We start from the raw sequence: 14,220 nt of genomic DNA on the forward strand, positions 1-14,220 counted from the left end.
GACACCGGTTCCGCCGCATCCGAAAGGGATCACCATGCCGCTCATCACCGTCGGCCAGGAGAACACCACCGATATCGAGCTGTACTACGAGGACCACGGGACCGGGCAGCCGGTCGTCCTCATCCACGGCTTCCCACTCGACGGGCATTCGTGGGAGAAGCAGTCGGCGGCGCTGCTGGCGGCCGGCCACCGCGTCATCACCTACGACCGGCGCGGCTTCGGCCAGTCCAGCCAGCCCACCACGGGGTATGACTACGACACGTTCGCCGCCGACCTCAACACCGTGCTGGAAACGCTCGACGTGCGCGACGCCGTCCTCGTCGGCTTCTCCATGGGCACCGGCGAGGTGGCCCGCTACCTGGGCACCTACGGTTCCGAGCGCATCGCCAAGGTCGCCTTCCTCGGCTCCCTGGAGCCGATGCTGCTCAAGAGCGACGACAACCCGGCAGGCGCGGCGACCGCGGACTTCTTCCAGGGTGTCTCCGACGTGGTGAAGGCCGACCGGTACGCCTACTACACGGCGTTCTACCAGGACTTCTACAACCTGGACGAGAACCTGGGCACACGCATCAGCGAAGAGGCCGTCCGCAACAGCTGGAACGTCGCCGCGGGCGGCGGTGCCCACGCGGCCGCCGCCGCACCGCTGACCTGGGGCACCGACTTCCGCCAGGACATTCCCAAGATCGACGTCCCGGCACTCATCCTGCACGGCACCGGTGACCGGATCCTGCCGATCGAGTCCACCGCCCGCCTCTTCCACCAGGCCCTCCCCTCCGCCGACTACGTGGAGATCGAGGGAGCACCGCACGGGCTGCTGTGGACCCACGCGGACGAGGTGAACAAGGCCCTGCTGGAGTTCCTGGCCAAGTAACGGCACCCCGGCGCGCGTACGGCAACCTCATCCACGCCACCCGATGCGAGAGGACCGTCGTCCACCAGGCGGCGGTCCTCTCGCGCGTTCATGCTCCGGCAGGATCGTTCTGAGCCGGGACCCCAGTCGCACGCGCCGGCGTGTCAGGTCGCCAACGCCGGTGCCGGCACCGGGATCATGCGTCCGGCCTGAGGGCGAGATCCATACGGCGGACCCGATCGGGCCGCACTGGCGTCGTCCGGGTCAGTTCCGTGTAACCAGATGCGGTGACCCGGAGGGTGTGCGGGCCCGGGTTCGCCGAGAACACGGTGTAGAAGCCGTCCCCGACCGCCGGGTCCTCCGGTGTGGCCGTGGTGAGGGCGGTTTCGTCCGGGTCCGCTGTATCGCTGACGGAGGCACCGACCACGCCGGCGCCGCTGGTGGCGTCGCGTACCGTGCCGACGGTCAGGCCACCGGGTGCGGGCACGAGGACGCGGGTCTGGACGTTCACGTCGTCGAGTGACCAGTAGTAGCCCCAGTCGGCGACGAAATGGAACCGCAGCCGCACGGCGTTGTGCCCCGCGAACTGCCGGAGCGGGACGTGCACGGTCAGGCGCTGCGCGGAGTCGCTGACCTTCGGCCCGGTCCAGACGTTCTCCCAGGTGGCACCGTCGTCCGTGCTGGCGTCCACGGTCATGTGCTGCTGGTGGGGGTTGTACAGGTACGCGGTCTTGAAGGTGAGTTGCGCCGACTGCGCGGCGGACAGGTCGTAATCGGGGCTGACGAGCTGGCTGTCCTGATGCGGTCCGATCGATCCGTTGTCGCTCTCGACGACGGCGAAGGAGCCGTCGCCGCCGGTGACATTGCCGCGTTGGATCGGGTCGTCGAACTCCCATCCACTGTCGGTACCGGCCGCGTTCACCACGCTCCAGCCCTGGGGCGCGGTCGCGGTGGACTCGAACGTCTCGGCGCGGTCGGCGAGTTCGAGCCGGTAGCCGACGGCGGTGGCCGTGTCGGGATCGGCGGTCAGAGCGACGTGTGCGGTGACGGATGTGTCGTGCACCGTCACCTTCCGTGCCACGGGCTCGTAGCCTGGCAGGGCGGCGGTGATGTTCAGCGTGTAGTCGCTCCCCTTCGGCAGGGTCATTTCGTACACGCCGGTGACCGGGTCGGTCCAGACCGGGGATTCGGGGGACCTGTTCACGGTGAGCCGGGCGTAGAGCGGCCAGCCGTGTCCTGACCCGTCCTTGACGGTGCCGTGGACACGCTCGCGAGGGAGGGAGGAGAGTCCGAAGTCGCGGGTGAGGGTCTGGCCGTCCGCGATGTCGAGGGTGACCGGTGTGGTCGTCGTGTAGCCGAAGGCCTTCACCGTCAGGTCCTCGACTGTGCCCGCGGGCAGGTCGAGCGTGTACGCCCCCTGTGCGTCGGTCGTGGCGATGTCCAGCCCGGACCCGACGGTCGCGCGGGCGATCGGCTTGCCGGTGGCCGCGTCCTTGACCGTACCGGAGAGGGTGCCGTGCGGTCCGCTGCGGAAGGCGGCCAGGCCTGCCGGCGTACCCAGGCCGGTCGGACCGTCGTAGCCGGTGCCGGCGTTGCACAGGTAGGCGACGGGGCAGGTTCCGTTCGACCCGGTGGTGATGTCGTTGAGACCGACGCCCTGCGCGGCGTAGGGATAGGAGTTGGGGGCGGTGCCCGGACGCGGGGGCCCGGCCAGGGCGTAGAGGGAGGCGATCACCGGCGTCGCGGCACTGGTGCCGCCGAAGCGTTGCCAGCCGGTGCCCCGGGAGCCGTAGGTCAGGTAGACGGCAACGTTGTCAGCGACGGCGGAGACGTCGGCGACGCTGCGTCCCGTGCAGCCGGCGTCCTGCTGGAAGTCCGGCTTGGCCTGGTGGGATGCGCACCCGGAGCCCGGTCCGTAGGAGTCTCTGGCCCAGACGGTCTCCGACCAGCCGCGGGCGCTGGTCGGGTCGGCCGTCAGGGTCGTACCGCCGACAGCGGTCACGGAGGGGAGGGTCGCGGGGAAGGAGACGCCGTATTTGTTGTCGCCGCTGGCCGCGACCACGGCGACGCCGGGATGGTCGTAGGAGGACCCGTAGGTGGCCAGGTCGGTCGGGTAGTCACCGGTCCTGCCATAGGAGTTGGAGACGTACTTGGCGCCGAGGGCCACGGCCTGGTCCACACCGGCGGCGAGGTTTTCCAGACCGTCGTTGTCCGTCTCCACCAGCAGGATGTGGGCTGCCGGTGCCGCCGCGGAGACCATGTCCAGGTCGAGGGCGATCTCTCCCACCCAGGCGTCGTTGGGCAGTGGGTAGTCGGTGCCGCCGCGCTGGTCCACCTTCCTGAAGCAGCCGTTGGCGGTGGTGCAGGGCGGCAGGCCGTACTGGCTGCGGTAAACGGCCAGGTCCGCCTCGGCGTTGGGGTTGTCGTAGGCGTCGACGATCGCGATGGTCTGGCCGGCGCCTCCGTCGGAGGGCAGGCTGTAGGCGCTCTGAATGTCTTGCGGACCCAGCCCCGCGGGAACTTCGGACGCGCTCAGCCGCATCCGGGCCGGCTGGTCCGTCGCGCGCATGGCGTAGCACGTCGCGTGCCCCTTGGCCGGGGTGCCGCAGACGGGCGCCAAGTCGGGCTCGGCGTCGGATGCGTCCTGGGCTGTGCTGGTCGCGGCCTGGGCGGCCGTGGGAGGTGCGGCGTGGGCAACGGGCTGGACGCCCAGGAGCGCCAGGGTCGCGACACCGAGAAGGGCCGCGCCGCGATGGAATATGCGAAAGGCCGGGAACGCACCTCTCGCACGAGGGGATATCGACACAGGTCGCCAATCATGAGTGGGCCCTCAACTCGGGCCGAACGAAAGCGAATACGCATGAAGTGCGGGCGATCAATTAGTCGATGCCGATTGACGGCCTGTCAACCCCCCGATTGTTGCGCGTATATGTCGTCGGCGACCTGATCGGGACGAACCCCCAGCAACGCCTCCGGCTTGGCCCGTGACCTGCACCCCACCCGTTCAACACGCCATGGGCAACCTTGTGGACCGAGCCGCCGACGGGCTTCTCACTTGTGCAGGATCACATATTCCGCACGGTTCGCCCTTGCCGGACAAGGCGAGCGAGAAGCAGAATGAAATTGCTCTCCCGTAGTTCCGGAGTCCGCTCCGTCCGGGTGTTTTTATTTTTTCGACCGGGACAGCGTCGAGTCCATTCGGGGAGAATAGGGAGAACCGATTGAACGAGGCCGTGCGGTGAACGACCGCCGAGTGCCTACTCGTTCGGGTTCGGTGCTTCCAGCGGCAGCCAGCCTCGTTCGGCTGCGCGGAGGGCGATCTGGAAACGTGTTCTGGCGCCCAGTGCGCTGCCGGCCTCACTCACGTGCTTTTGCACGGTGCGGCGGCTGATGTCGAGTACCCGGGCGATGGCGTCGTCCTTCATCCCGGTCGCCATGAGCTCGAGGATCGCCTGGGTTCGTTCGTCGATCCGCGTCGCCTCCCGGGTCTGGCGGAGGGCGGGCCAGTCCTGCCGGCTTTCCAGCGACACCGGCACCGCGTGTCTCCAGATGGCCTCGAACAGCGCGGCGAGTGCGCCGACCAGGGCAGGTGAGTGGACCACGAGCGATCCTGCCGACGGGCGGTCGTCGTGCAGGGGCAACAGGGCGGCAGTCCGGTCGAACAGGACCAGTTTGACAGGAAGTCGGGAGCTGAGCCGGAACTCGCCGCCGCTGGCGCTGCCCCGCAGCGCCGTCTCCAGTGACACCGTGTCGGTGAAGCCTTCGGTGTCGTAGACCGACCGCAGCCGTATCCCCTCGCGGAACTCCGGCTGTGCGGCATCCCCATGACCTGCGGCACCGGCGGGCCCTGTCACATAGGGCGGCTTGGCCAGGTGCAGTACTTCATGGGTGCTGCCCTTGAGGAGATGGGCATAGCGTGCGGTGACCTCCTCGTTGTCCTCCAAGACCTCCACCAGGTGCGGAGCCTGCGGGCGGGCCACGGCGTCGTAGATCTCGTGGAGCTGCTCCATGTACAGCTCGGCCTGGGCCAGTTCGGCGCGTCTGCGGGCCAGCAGGGAGCCCAGGGACGAACGCGGCGGGCCGGCCTTCCACCGCGGCGGTCGGCCGGCGATGGGGATGACCAGGAGTGCGTCCTCCAGAGACCGCAGTGCCGTCTCGACCTCTTCGCGCGACGCGCCGACCGCGGCCGCCACGGCGAGGGAACCGGCGGAGGCGTGGCCCACCAGGTACTCGAGGACTCGGCCGCCGAGCGCGTCCAGACCCATTCCAGCCCAGGGGCTGTCCGACGTCACATCCATGCAGATTGAGGCTCCCGCTGTAGTGCGCATCGGTGCTGAATGAATCTTTGCGCCCCCGCCCGCGAATCTCTGCGCCCCCGCCCGCGGGACGCAAGCGCATGTGCGCAATTGCGCGAATCCGCGACAGCCGGATCTTGTCGCGTATGACGCGACACCGTCAAGGTGAGCACGCTCCGTACCGCCAGTCCCGAAGACGCGACTGACCCTGCGCATCAGCTGCCTGTACGTCCATTCAAGTCGAGGGAATCCTTTGACACAGCACCCATCCGGAAGACGGCGCCGCCTGCTCGTGGTCGCGGCCGCCCTCCTGGTCACCGCGGCGACCCCGCACGTGGCCTCCTCCGCAGACACGGCGCCGGCCGACAACTCGGCCGGCGCCACCCGCACTTCCGACAACGTTGCCGTATCCGTCGTCACCCTGGTCACCGGCGACAAGGCCACCGTCGCCCCCGGCGCGGGCGACGGCCCCGGCACGATCACCGTTCAGGGTCCCGACGGCGAACCCACCGGCGCCCGCGTGCTGACCGTAGGCGGTGACACCTACGTCTATCCCGACTCCGCCCGCCCCTACCTGGCATCCGGCGCTCTGGACGACCGACTGTTCAACGTCTCCCGCCTCGTGGCCGACGGCTACGACGACGCGGCACTCAAGCAGTTGCCGCTCATCGTCACGTATGGCGGCAAGGAGGCATCGGCCTCCACCTTGCGCCGGCGCGCCGTCGATATGCCGGGCGATGTCACGGACGTACGCCCCCTCACCAGCGTCAACGGAGTGGCCGTCGCCGCGGACCGCGAGGACACCGACGCCCTGTGGAGCGCGCTCACCGGCATCCAGGCTGCCCCGGCGAAGATGCCGGACACCCACGGGGCCTTCCGCGGCGGCGTCGCCAAGGTCTGGCTCGACGGCAAGGCCGAGGCCACCCTCAGCGACTCGGTCGCCCAGATCGGCGCCCCCGAGGTCTGGGCGGGCGGCAACACCGGCGACGGCGTCGACGTGGCCGTCCTCGACACCGGCTACGACCCGGGCCACCCCGACCTGAAGGACACGGTCGAGGACAGCGCCAGCTTCGTCCCCGGCCAGGATGTCACCGACCGCCAGGGCCACGGCACGCACGTCGCCTCCACCATCGCCGGCAGCGGCGCCGCCTCCGACGGCAAGGAGAAGGGCGTCGCACCCGGCGTCGACCTGCACATCGGCAAGGTCCTCGCCAACGAGGGCTACGGCTACGACTCCTGGATCCTGGCGGGCATGGAGTGGGCCGCCCGCGACGTCCACGCCCGGGTCATCAGCATGAGCCTGGGCAGCAGCCAGAACGCCGACGGCGACACCGTGCTCGCCCGGGCCGTGAACGAGCTGAGCGCCGAGACCGGCGCCCTGTTCACCATCGCCGCCGGCAACGACGGTCCCGGTGCCCAGACCGTCCGCTCGCCCGGCACCGCCGACGCGGCCCTCACCGTCGGCGCGGTCGACGCCTCCGACGCCCTCGCCGACTTCTCCAGCCGCGGCCCCCGCTACGGCGACGACGCCCTCAAGCCCGAGATCACCGCGCCCGGCGTCGGCATCCTGGCCGCCCGGTCGCAGTACGCCGCCACCGGCAGCGGCTCCTACATGACCGCCAGCGGTACGTCCATGGCGACCCCGCACGTGGCCGGCGCGGCCGCGCTGGTCGCCGCCGCGCACCCCGACTGGACCGGCAGCCGTATCAAGGACGCCCTGGTCAGCACCGCCAAGGCCACCCCTGACATCAGCGCGGACGACGGCGGCAACGGCCGGGCGGACGCCGCCGCGGCGGCCACGGCGACGCTCACCGCCACCGGCAAAATCGACGCCGGCATCCACTCGCCCGGGACGGACAAGGGCACCGCCCAGTCCACAGCGACCTGGACCAACACCGGCGACCAGGCCGTCACCGTGGACCTCGGCGTGGACGCCCCCGGCGTTCCCGACGGCGTCTTCACCGTCACCCCGAGCCGCGTCGAGGTCCCGGCGCACGGCACCGCGACCGCCACGGTCACGACCGACCTGGACAAGGCGGGCGGCCTCCAGCGCCGGACCGGGCGGCTGACGGCGTCCGCCGGGGGAACGGCGCTGACCCGCACGCTGCTCGGCGTCAGCACCCGCCAGCAGCTGTTCCACGTGCGCACCAAGGTCACCGGCCGCTCCGGTGAGGCCACGGACGGCGTTCTCACCTTCTACCGCAAGGGCGACGAGTACGCGGGCACCTACCTCTATGGCGAGGGCCGGTCCGACGAACTGCTGCCGCCCGGCCTCTACACCGTCTACGCCGACTTCCGCGTGGAGGGCACGCACGGTGCCGCCTCGGCCGGATACGCCCGCATGGTCATCCCCCAGGTGAAGGTGACCGGCACCACCGACCTCGTACTGGACGGCACCAGGCTCAAGGAGGTCAAGACCGTCACACCGAAGAAGACCGAGAACTTCTCCCGACGCCTGGACTACTACCGCGAGTTCAAGGACGGCTCCTCGGTCGCCGACATGTCGCTGATCGGCGATGGCTACGACAGCGTCTGGACGGCGCCCACGACCGCGCCCGGTGACGGCGAGCAGTACCTCACCGCCCGCTGGCGCAACCAGGAACCGCTGCTGTCGGTGACCGCGGGCGGGCAGGAGTTCGACGACCTGTGGATCATGCCCGGCTCGGCGAAGCTGCCCGAGGACGACTACTCCCTCGACCTGATCCACCCGGGCGACGGCCTCGCGGAGGACTACAAGGGCGTCGAGGCCGCCGGCAAGGCCGCCGTGGTGCCCTGGGACTCCAGTGACGAGGACACGGCGGACGACCAGATCAGGGCCGCGCAGGCCGCGGGCGTGAAGCTGCTGCTGTTCGTCAACGACCTCGACGGGCGACTGCGCGAGCCCATCATCAAGTCCTCCATCGAGGTGGTGGGCCTGTCCCGCACGAACGGCGACAAGCTCATGGCGAGCGTCGACGCCAGCACGACCGGCAGCGTGCCCCTGCGGGCCGTCTCCCGCCCCGACACGGACTACCTGTACGACCTGGTCCGCACCTGGAAGGACCGCATCCCCGCCAACCCCGTCCACGCACCCACGACCGGTCAACTGGCCCGGGTCGAGACCACGTTCAACAACCCCACCGGCCGTGAGGTGTACGAGAACCGCTACGACATCCACCCCTGGAGCGCTTACCAGGTCGGCACCAACCGGCTGAGCACGGCCGGCGCGCACCGCACCGACTACGTCAGCACCGACGACACGTTCTCGTGGACGGAGGAGGGCGAGCTTCAGTCCCTGTCCTACAGCGCGTCCGGATCCCTCACCTATCCGGCGGGCAGCACCACGGACGTGGAGTGGTTCGGACCCGTGGTGCGCCCCCGCATCAACGACAGCGTTTCGCCGCCCGTGCGCACCGGCGACCAGTTGGACGTCATCATCCCGTCCTGGGGCGACTCCGGCGGCGGCCACGCCAACTACGCCGCCTTCGGCAGCACCGACACCACCCAGGAGACCTCGTTGTACCGGGGCGACACGCTGGTCGCCGAGGGCGGCGCCGGAGTGAGCGCGACGGTACCGGCCGCGAAGGGCACCTTCCGTCTGGTGCACGCGGCGACCCGTACCGCCACGGCCGCCTTCCCCTACTCGACCGCCACCCGAACCGAGTGGACGTTCACTTCCGCGGCGCCCAGGGACGCCGACGACAGCGAGCAACTCCCGCTCGTCCAGGTGGACTACACCCTGCCGACGTCCGACGACGGCAAGGCAGCCGCCGACGCCACCGTGCTCGTCACTCCGCTGCATCTGAAGGGCGGCTCCAACGCGGCGCTCAACACCCGCAAGGTGGAACTGTCCTACGACGACGGCGTCACTTGGACGACGGCACGCCTCAGTGGCAGGGGCAACGGCAAGGTGAGCCTGCGCCTGCACGCACCCGCCTCGGCGCAGTACGTCACGCTGCGCGTCCAGGCCGGTGACAGCCGCGGCAACACCGTGACGCAGACCGTCGTACGCGCCGCGGGAATCGCCGGATGACCTCGGCGTGAGTGAAGCCGCCCGGCGATCCCCGCACGACCGCCGGGCGGCACCCGTCCGTGCCCATTCCCCGATGACGGTCCGAGTCGCCCCGCGCGGTGGCTGCGCAGTACTGGTGGCGGGCCGCGCAATCAGTGGCTCCGCTGAAAGAGCTGCCCCAGGAACCGCGCCGAGCCTTCCGGCCGCTGCGGGGCTGAGAGCAGGTGTGTGTGGTTGATCCGAATGCGAACGGGACAGGGGTCGGCCGTCTTGTGGTGATCGATGGCGGGGCCGGTTCATGCCTGGAACTCGGTGAGGTCGATGGTGCGAACCTGCAGCGGACAGCCGTACGCCGGGTGCATTGTCTAATCGCTCAAGCACCATGCCGAGCTTTCGGATGATGTTCTCGGAGGCGTCGTCGCCCATCTGACTGATGCTGATGATGCGGTCGAGGCCCGCGGTCCTGGAGTGCGAACTCCAGCGTGGCGTGGGCGGCTTCGGAGGCGTATTCCAGGCCCCAGAACGGTGAGCCGAGCCGCCAGCTGATGGCCACGGCGGGCTGTATCTCCGGCAGGAACTCGGGCACGGACAGACCCGTGAAGCCTGACAGCTCACCCGAGGGCAGCAGCTCGACGGCGAAGAGCCCGAAGCCCTCCTCGTTCCACTCCCCCTCCCACCGCTCGATGGCCTCTGCCGTGTGGTCCGGGTCCGGGGCGTGAGGATCTCGGTCATGGCACCCATCCTGCCGAAGACAAGGGGCCTCATCGGTAATCCGTGCCCACCCGCGCCGCCGTTCCAGAACCGCAAGGCATCAGCCGTCGGCATCGCGAACGCCCCCACCGTCTACCTGCAATCACGCCCGCCCACGCCCCTCTGCTTGATTTACGTGCTGTTGAACTGTCCGCGGGACAGAGTCCGGCGCCATGTCGATCACGGGGCGGCGGGCGCACGTCACTTGCCGGGACCTGTCACGGCCACGCGAAGTGACTTCGCTCATGCGGGAGTTCGGCTCGCTGTTCGCCGGACTTGGTGAGTGGCTGGAGCGGTCGGCGGTGGCGTCGTGAGAGGGGCGCGGGCGCACGGCGTCGGTGCTGGAGGGGCTGTACACAGACTTCTCCCACGCTCTCGGTGAACGGATGCGGGTTGGTCGGGTGCGACGGACAAGCGAGTCGTCGGGGCGTCAGATCACCGGTCGATGGTGGCCATGTTCGCCTCGTCATTGCGTTCGCCCGCGGCCGGTGTGAGGGTGTTCAGGCGGTCGAGCTGAGCGGCGCTGAGTTCGATGCCGTCGGCGGCGGTGTTCTCTTCGACGCGCGAGACCCGCCGGGTTCCGGGGATGGGGGCGATGTCGTCGCCGCGGGTGAGCAGCCACGCCAGCGCGGTCTGGGCCGGAGTGGCGCCGACTTCGGCGCCGATGGCCCGCACTTCGTCCACGATGCGCAGGTTGCGCTGGAAGTTCTCGCCGGTGAAGCGCGGGTTGGTCTTGCGCCAGTCGTCGTCCGTGAAGTCGTTGACGGTGCGGATCTGCCCGGTCAGCAGGCCGTGCCCGAGGGGGGAGTAGGGGACGAATCCGATGCCGAGCTCGCGCAGCAGTGGGAGGATCTCGGCCTCGACGTCGCGGGTCCACAGCGAGTATTCGGTCTGCAGCGCGGCCACCGGATGCACGGCGTGTGCCCGGCGGATCGTGTCGGGGCCGGCCTCCGAGAGTCCGATGTGGCGCACCTTGCCGTCGGCGACCAGCTCGGCCAGCGCGCCGATGGTCTCCTCGATGGGTGTGTTGGGGTCGACTCGGTGTTGGTAGTAGAGGTCGATGTGGTCGGTGCCGAGCCGCAGGAGCGAGCCTTCGACCGCGGTCTTCACGTTGGCGGGGCTGCTGTCGATCACGCCGGGGCCGTCGCCGGCGTGGGAGACGAGGCCGAACTTCGTTGCCACCACGACGTCGTCGCGGCGGCCCTTGATGGCCTTGCCGACGAGGTTCTCGCTGTGGAAGGGGCCGTAGATCTCGGCGGTGTCGATGTGGGTGACCCCGAGGTCCAGTGCCCGGCGGATGGTGCGGATCGACTCGGCGTCGTCGAGTCCTCCGCCCGTGGTGTAGATGCCGGCCATGGTCATGGCTCCCAGGCCGATGCGGGAGACATCGAGCCCGCCCAGTGATACGTGCTGCATCAGGTACTCCTTCGTGACGGCATCAGGCGCTGAGCTGGGTCACGCTGGTCAACTGCGTGGTGCTCGGGCCGCCAGGTCACTCACGTGCTGCTGGAGGCGATCTGGCCGCGCCGGGTGGATGCGGCCAAGGTGACCGCGGAGGGGCTGGAGACAGCGGCCTTGGGGATGGGGCGCTGCCAGAGGATACGCATGTGACAAGCGTAGAGAGTTCAATGAAGTGTGGCTGTATCCAGTTCTCACTGTAAGGCACATGTGCGTGACGCCCTCATGTGAGGAGCGCCTCAGTGCACACCCGCAGGTTTGGATTCATTTGATGTAGTTTCTCTTGAAAGGGTATGTCGGGGACACGTGTGATCTCATGTAGGTGTGTCCGCTACCGGTCATAGCGGTAGGTGTTGCTGTCATGCCGCTTCGTTGCAGGAGGCTCCGTGCTAACCGCGTTCATCCAGGCGTTCAGGACACCCGACCTGCGCAAGAAGCTGCTCTTCACCCTGGGCATGATCGTGCTCTACCGGGTCGGCACGCATGTTCCGATCCCGGGCGTGAACTACAGCGCCGTCCAGGAATGCGTCGCACAGGCCTCCGGAAACCAGGGGCTGTTCGGGCTGGTCAATCTCTTCAGCGGTGGCGCGCTGCTGCAGATCACGATCTTCGCGCTCGGCATCCTGCCGTACATCACGGCGAGCATCATTCTGCAGCTGCTGACCGTGGTCATTCCGCGCCTGGAAGCCCTCAAGAAGGAGGGCCAGGCCGGTACTGCGAAGATCACGCAGTACACCCGCTATCTGACCGTGGCGCTCGCCATCCTGCAGGGCACCGGCCTGGTGGCCACCGCCCGCAGTGGTGCCCTGTTCTCCGGCTGCACGGTCGCTTCGTCCATCGTCCCGGACCGCTCGATCTTCACGACGATCGTCATGGTCATCACGATGACCGCCGGTACGGCCGTCGTCATGTGGCTCGGTGAGCTCATCACCGACCGCGGTATCGGCAACGGCATGTCGATCCTGATGTTCATCTCGATCGCCGCCACCTTCCCGTCCGCGCTGTGGGCCATCAAGACGCAGGGCACCCTGGCCGACGGCTGGATCGAGTTCGGCACCGTCATCCTCGTGGGCCTGGTCATGGTCGGCCTGGTGGTCTTCGTCGAGCAGGCCCAGCGCCGCATCCCGGTGCAGTACGCGAAGCGGATGATCGGCCGCCGCGCCTATGGCGGGACGTCCACGTACATCCCGCTGAAGGTGAACCAGGCGGGTGTGATCCCGGTGATCTTCGCGTCGTCGCTGCTCTACATCCCGGCTCTCATCGGGCAGTTCTCGAGTGGTACGTCCGGCTGGAAGACCTGGATCGAGCAGAACCTGACCAAGGGCGACCACCCGATCTACATCGCCGCGTACTTCCTGCTGATCGTGTTCTTCGCGTTCTTCTACGTCTCCATCTCCTTCAACCCGGACGAGGTCGCGGACAACATGAAGCAGTACGGCGGCTTCGTGCCCGGCATCCGGGCCGGCCGGCCGACCGCGCAGTACTTGTCGTACGTGCTCACCCGGATCACCTGGCCGGGCTCGCTGTATCTCGGGTTGATCGCCCTCGTCCCCACGATTGCGCTGATCGGGTTCGGGGCGACGAACAACTTCCCGTTCGGAGGCACCAGCATCCTGATCATCGTCGGTGTCGGCCTGGAAACCGTCCGGCAGATCGAGAGCCGGCTTCAGCAGCGCCATTACGAGGGATTCCTTCGCTGAGGACCGGCTCTCGGGTCGTTCCTACGGATGCCTGAAGGCGGCCATCAGCTCACGCATGTCGCTGATCACGGCGGGCCAGTAGGTGGACACATCAGGAAGGTCGGGCTCCTCCTCGACGGCGCTGGTGCCGGCGTCCCCGTCGTAATAGCTGGTGGTGGACAGACTCAGGGTCATGACTGCCGCTCCGTCGAGGACCCTGAGTTCTGTGTGACTGGTGTCCTTGGCGATCACGAACGCCTCGTCACCGAGATCCGGAACGGCCCTCACGTTGTCCGCTGCGACGACCCCCGCGTCCGTCACGCGCCGGTCGGCATCGAACTCGCCGCGGGGATCGGTCCTCTTGTGCAGTGCCACAGAAATACCGATGGTGGTGTTCACCGACCAGTGTCCGCCCGGCTTCTCCTCGGCACGCTTCTGGAAAGACAGGGAGCAGTGAACCTGGTCGAGAGCCGGATGCTTCAGCAGCTCGTCATCGGTCGCGTCGGGCATGCTCTTCAGCGCGAGTGCCTCCTGGAGTGATGCCAACCGTGCCGACCTGCAGGATTCGTGGTCCAGCCGGTACCCGTGCAGCTCGGCGCTCTGGTTGCCCAGGTGGGGAAGGAAGACCGCCGCCCAGAGCGCGGACGCTGCCGACGCGCCGGCCAGGGCCCACAGCCACGGCCCTCGTCGCACGGGGGACCGCTGCACGCGATCACCCACGACCTCGCGGGACTCCTGCGGGTCGAGCCCGTCTGCCATCTCCGGCTCGGAGATCACCCTGGTGCCTCCTCATGGCTATCACACGTGTGGGTGGTGATGATCGCACAGCTGAATGTCCGGGATACGGTCTCACCGAGCACCACCCGATGGCGCAGCGCCGGCAGTCGAGGCGCCATCTTGGCCACCGCGGCGGCGCAGGCGTACCCCTGCCACACATCCGTGGTGATGAACACGCGGGCCAGCACACGCGCCGGCCTCCGCTCCGGCTCGCGGCTGCGGATCGCGGTCATCACCGAAGTCGGCACCGCGGCCCCGACGCCGACAGGCCGGCTCCGGCGCCTGCCACCGGTTGGGCAACCGCACGGCCACCAGATCACACGCCCCGACGCCCGGAGCGGCCGTGAACAGTTCCACCCAGCCGGCCAGATCCCTGCAGGTCAGCGCGACCAGCCCGTCCCGTTCCCGGAACGCCAGGAG

Annotated in this window: 8 protein-coding genes and 1 pseudogene; 3 read left to right on the forward strand and 6 right to left on the reverse strand. The window is 68.9% G+C overall.

The annotated features are described in order from the left end of the window. Positions 1-34: 34 nt before the first annotated feature. The gene (locus OHU89_RS54185) at positions 35-871 is read left to right on the forward strand and encodes an alpha/beta hydrolase (RefSeq protein ID WP_331737744.1); all 837 of its coding nucleotides are present in this window, start codon (positions 35-37) and stop codon (positions 869-871) included. Between the two features lie 175 nt (positions 872-1,046). Here the strand turns inward: OHU89_RS54185 and OHU89_RS54190 are convergent, their stop codons facing one another. Both OHU89_RS54190 and OHU89_RS54195 read right to left on the reverse strand, forming a co-directional pair. Next, positions 1,047-3,419, reverse strand: a complete 2,373-nt coding sequence (locus OHU89_RS54190; RefSeq protein WP_405655313.1) for a carboxypeptidase regulatory-like domain-containing protein — start codon at positions 3,417-3,419, stop codon at positions 1,047-1,049. A 688-nt stretch (positions 3,420-4,107) separates the two neighbouring features. Beyond that, on the reverse strand, positions 4,108-5,148 hold the full coding sequence (locus OHU89_RS54195) for a LuxR C-terminal-related transcriptional regulator (protein ID WP_405655315.1): 1,041 nt from the start codon (positions 5,146-5,148) through the stop codon (positions 4,108-4,110). 250 nt (positions 5,149-5,398) lie between these two features. Here OHU89_RS54195 and OHU89_RS54200 point away from each other — a divergent pair, with 250 nt between their 5' ends. Then, positions 5,399-9,157, forward strand: a complete 3,759-nt coding sequence (locus OHU89_RS54200; protein ID WP_331737748.1) for a S8 family serine peptidase — start codon at positions 5,399-5,401, stop codon at positions 9,155-9,157. Positions 9,158-9,432: 275 nt separating this feature from the next. Here OHU89_RS54200 and OHU89_RS54205 read toward each other — a convergent pair. Continuing rightward, positions 9,433-9,845: pseudogene (locus OHU89_RS54205) on the reverse strand (GNAT family N-acetyltransferase); the annotation flags it as partial. Positions 9,846-10,321: 476 nt separating this feature from the next. Then, positions 10,322-11,302, reverse strand: coding sequence for an aldo/keto reductase (locus tag OHU89_RS54210; RefSeq protein WP_331737749.1), 981 nt, complete (start codon positions 11,300-11,302; stop codon positions 10,322-10,324). Positions 11,303-11,730: 428 nt separating this feature from the next. Between OHU89_RS54210 and secY the strand changes: the two genes are divergently transcribed. Next, on the forward strand, positions 11,731-13,044 hold the full coding sequence (secY, locus tag OHU89_RS54215) for a preprotein translocase subunit SecY (RefSeq protein WP_331737751.1): 1,314 nt from the start codon (positions 11,731-11,733) through the stop codon (positions 13,042-13,044). A gap of 21 nt (positions 13,045-13,065) precedes the next feature. On the opposite strand, the gene OHU89_RS54220 is transcribed toward secY, so the two are convergent. Both OHU89_RS54220 and OHU89_RS54225 read right to left on the reverse strand, forming a co-directional pair. Continuing rightward, on the reverse strand, positions 13,066-13,800 hold the full coding sequence (locus tag OHU89_RS54220) for a hypothetical protein (protein WP_331737752.1): 735 nt from the start codon (positions 13,798-13,800) through the stop codon (positions 13,066-13,068). Continuing rightward, a complete protein-coding gene (locus OHU89_RS54225) occupies positions 13,797-14,033 on the reverse strand; it encodes a hypothetical protein (RefSeq protein WP_405655319.1) in 237 nt (78 codons plus the stop codon). Before OHU89_RS54225 ends, OHU89_RS54220 begins: the two co-directional genes overlap by 4 nt. Positions 14,034-14,220 lie beyond the last annotated feature (187 nt).

Origin of the sequence: Streptomyces sp. NBC_00019 (genome assembly GCF_045041015.1) — a bacterium.
GTDB lineage: Bacteria > Actinomycetota > Actinomycetes > Streptomycetales > Streptomycetaceae > Streptomyces.

What these genes read in the sequence shown, in the direction of transcription:
- OHU89_RS54210 (WP_331737749.1), bottom strand. Translation starts at nt 11,302, where the DNA reads ATGCAGCACGTATCACTGGGCGGGCTCGATGTCTCCCGCATCGGCCTG.
- OHU89_RS54225 (WP_405655319.1), bottom strand. Translation starts at nt 14,033, where the DNA reads ATGACCGCGATCCGCAGCCGCGAGCCGGAGCGGAGGCCGGCGCGTGTG.
- OHU89_RS54185 (WP_331737744.1), top strand. Translation starts at nt 35, where the DNA reads ATGCCGCTCATCACCGTCGGCCAGGAGAACACCACCGATATCGAGCTG.
- OHU89_RS54195 (WP_405655315.1), bottom strand. Translation starts at nt 5,148, where the DNA reads ATGGATGTGACGTCGGACAGCCCCTGGGCTGGAATGGGTCTGGACGCG.
- OHU89_RS54190 (WP_405655313.1), bottom strand. Translation starts at nt 3,419, where the DNA reads ATGCGCGCGACGGACCAGCCGGCCCGGATGCGGCTGAGCGCGTCCGAA.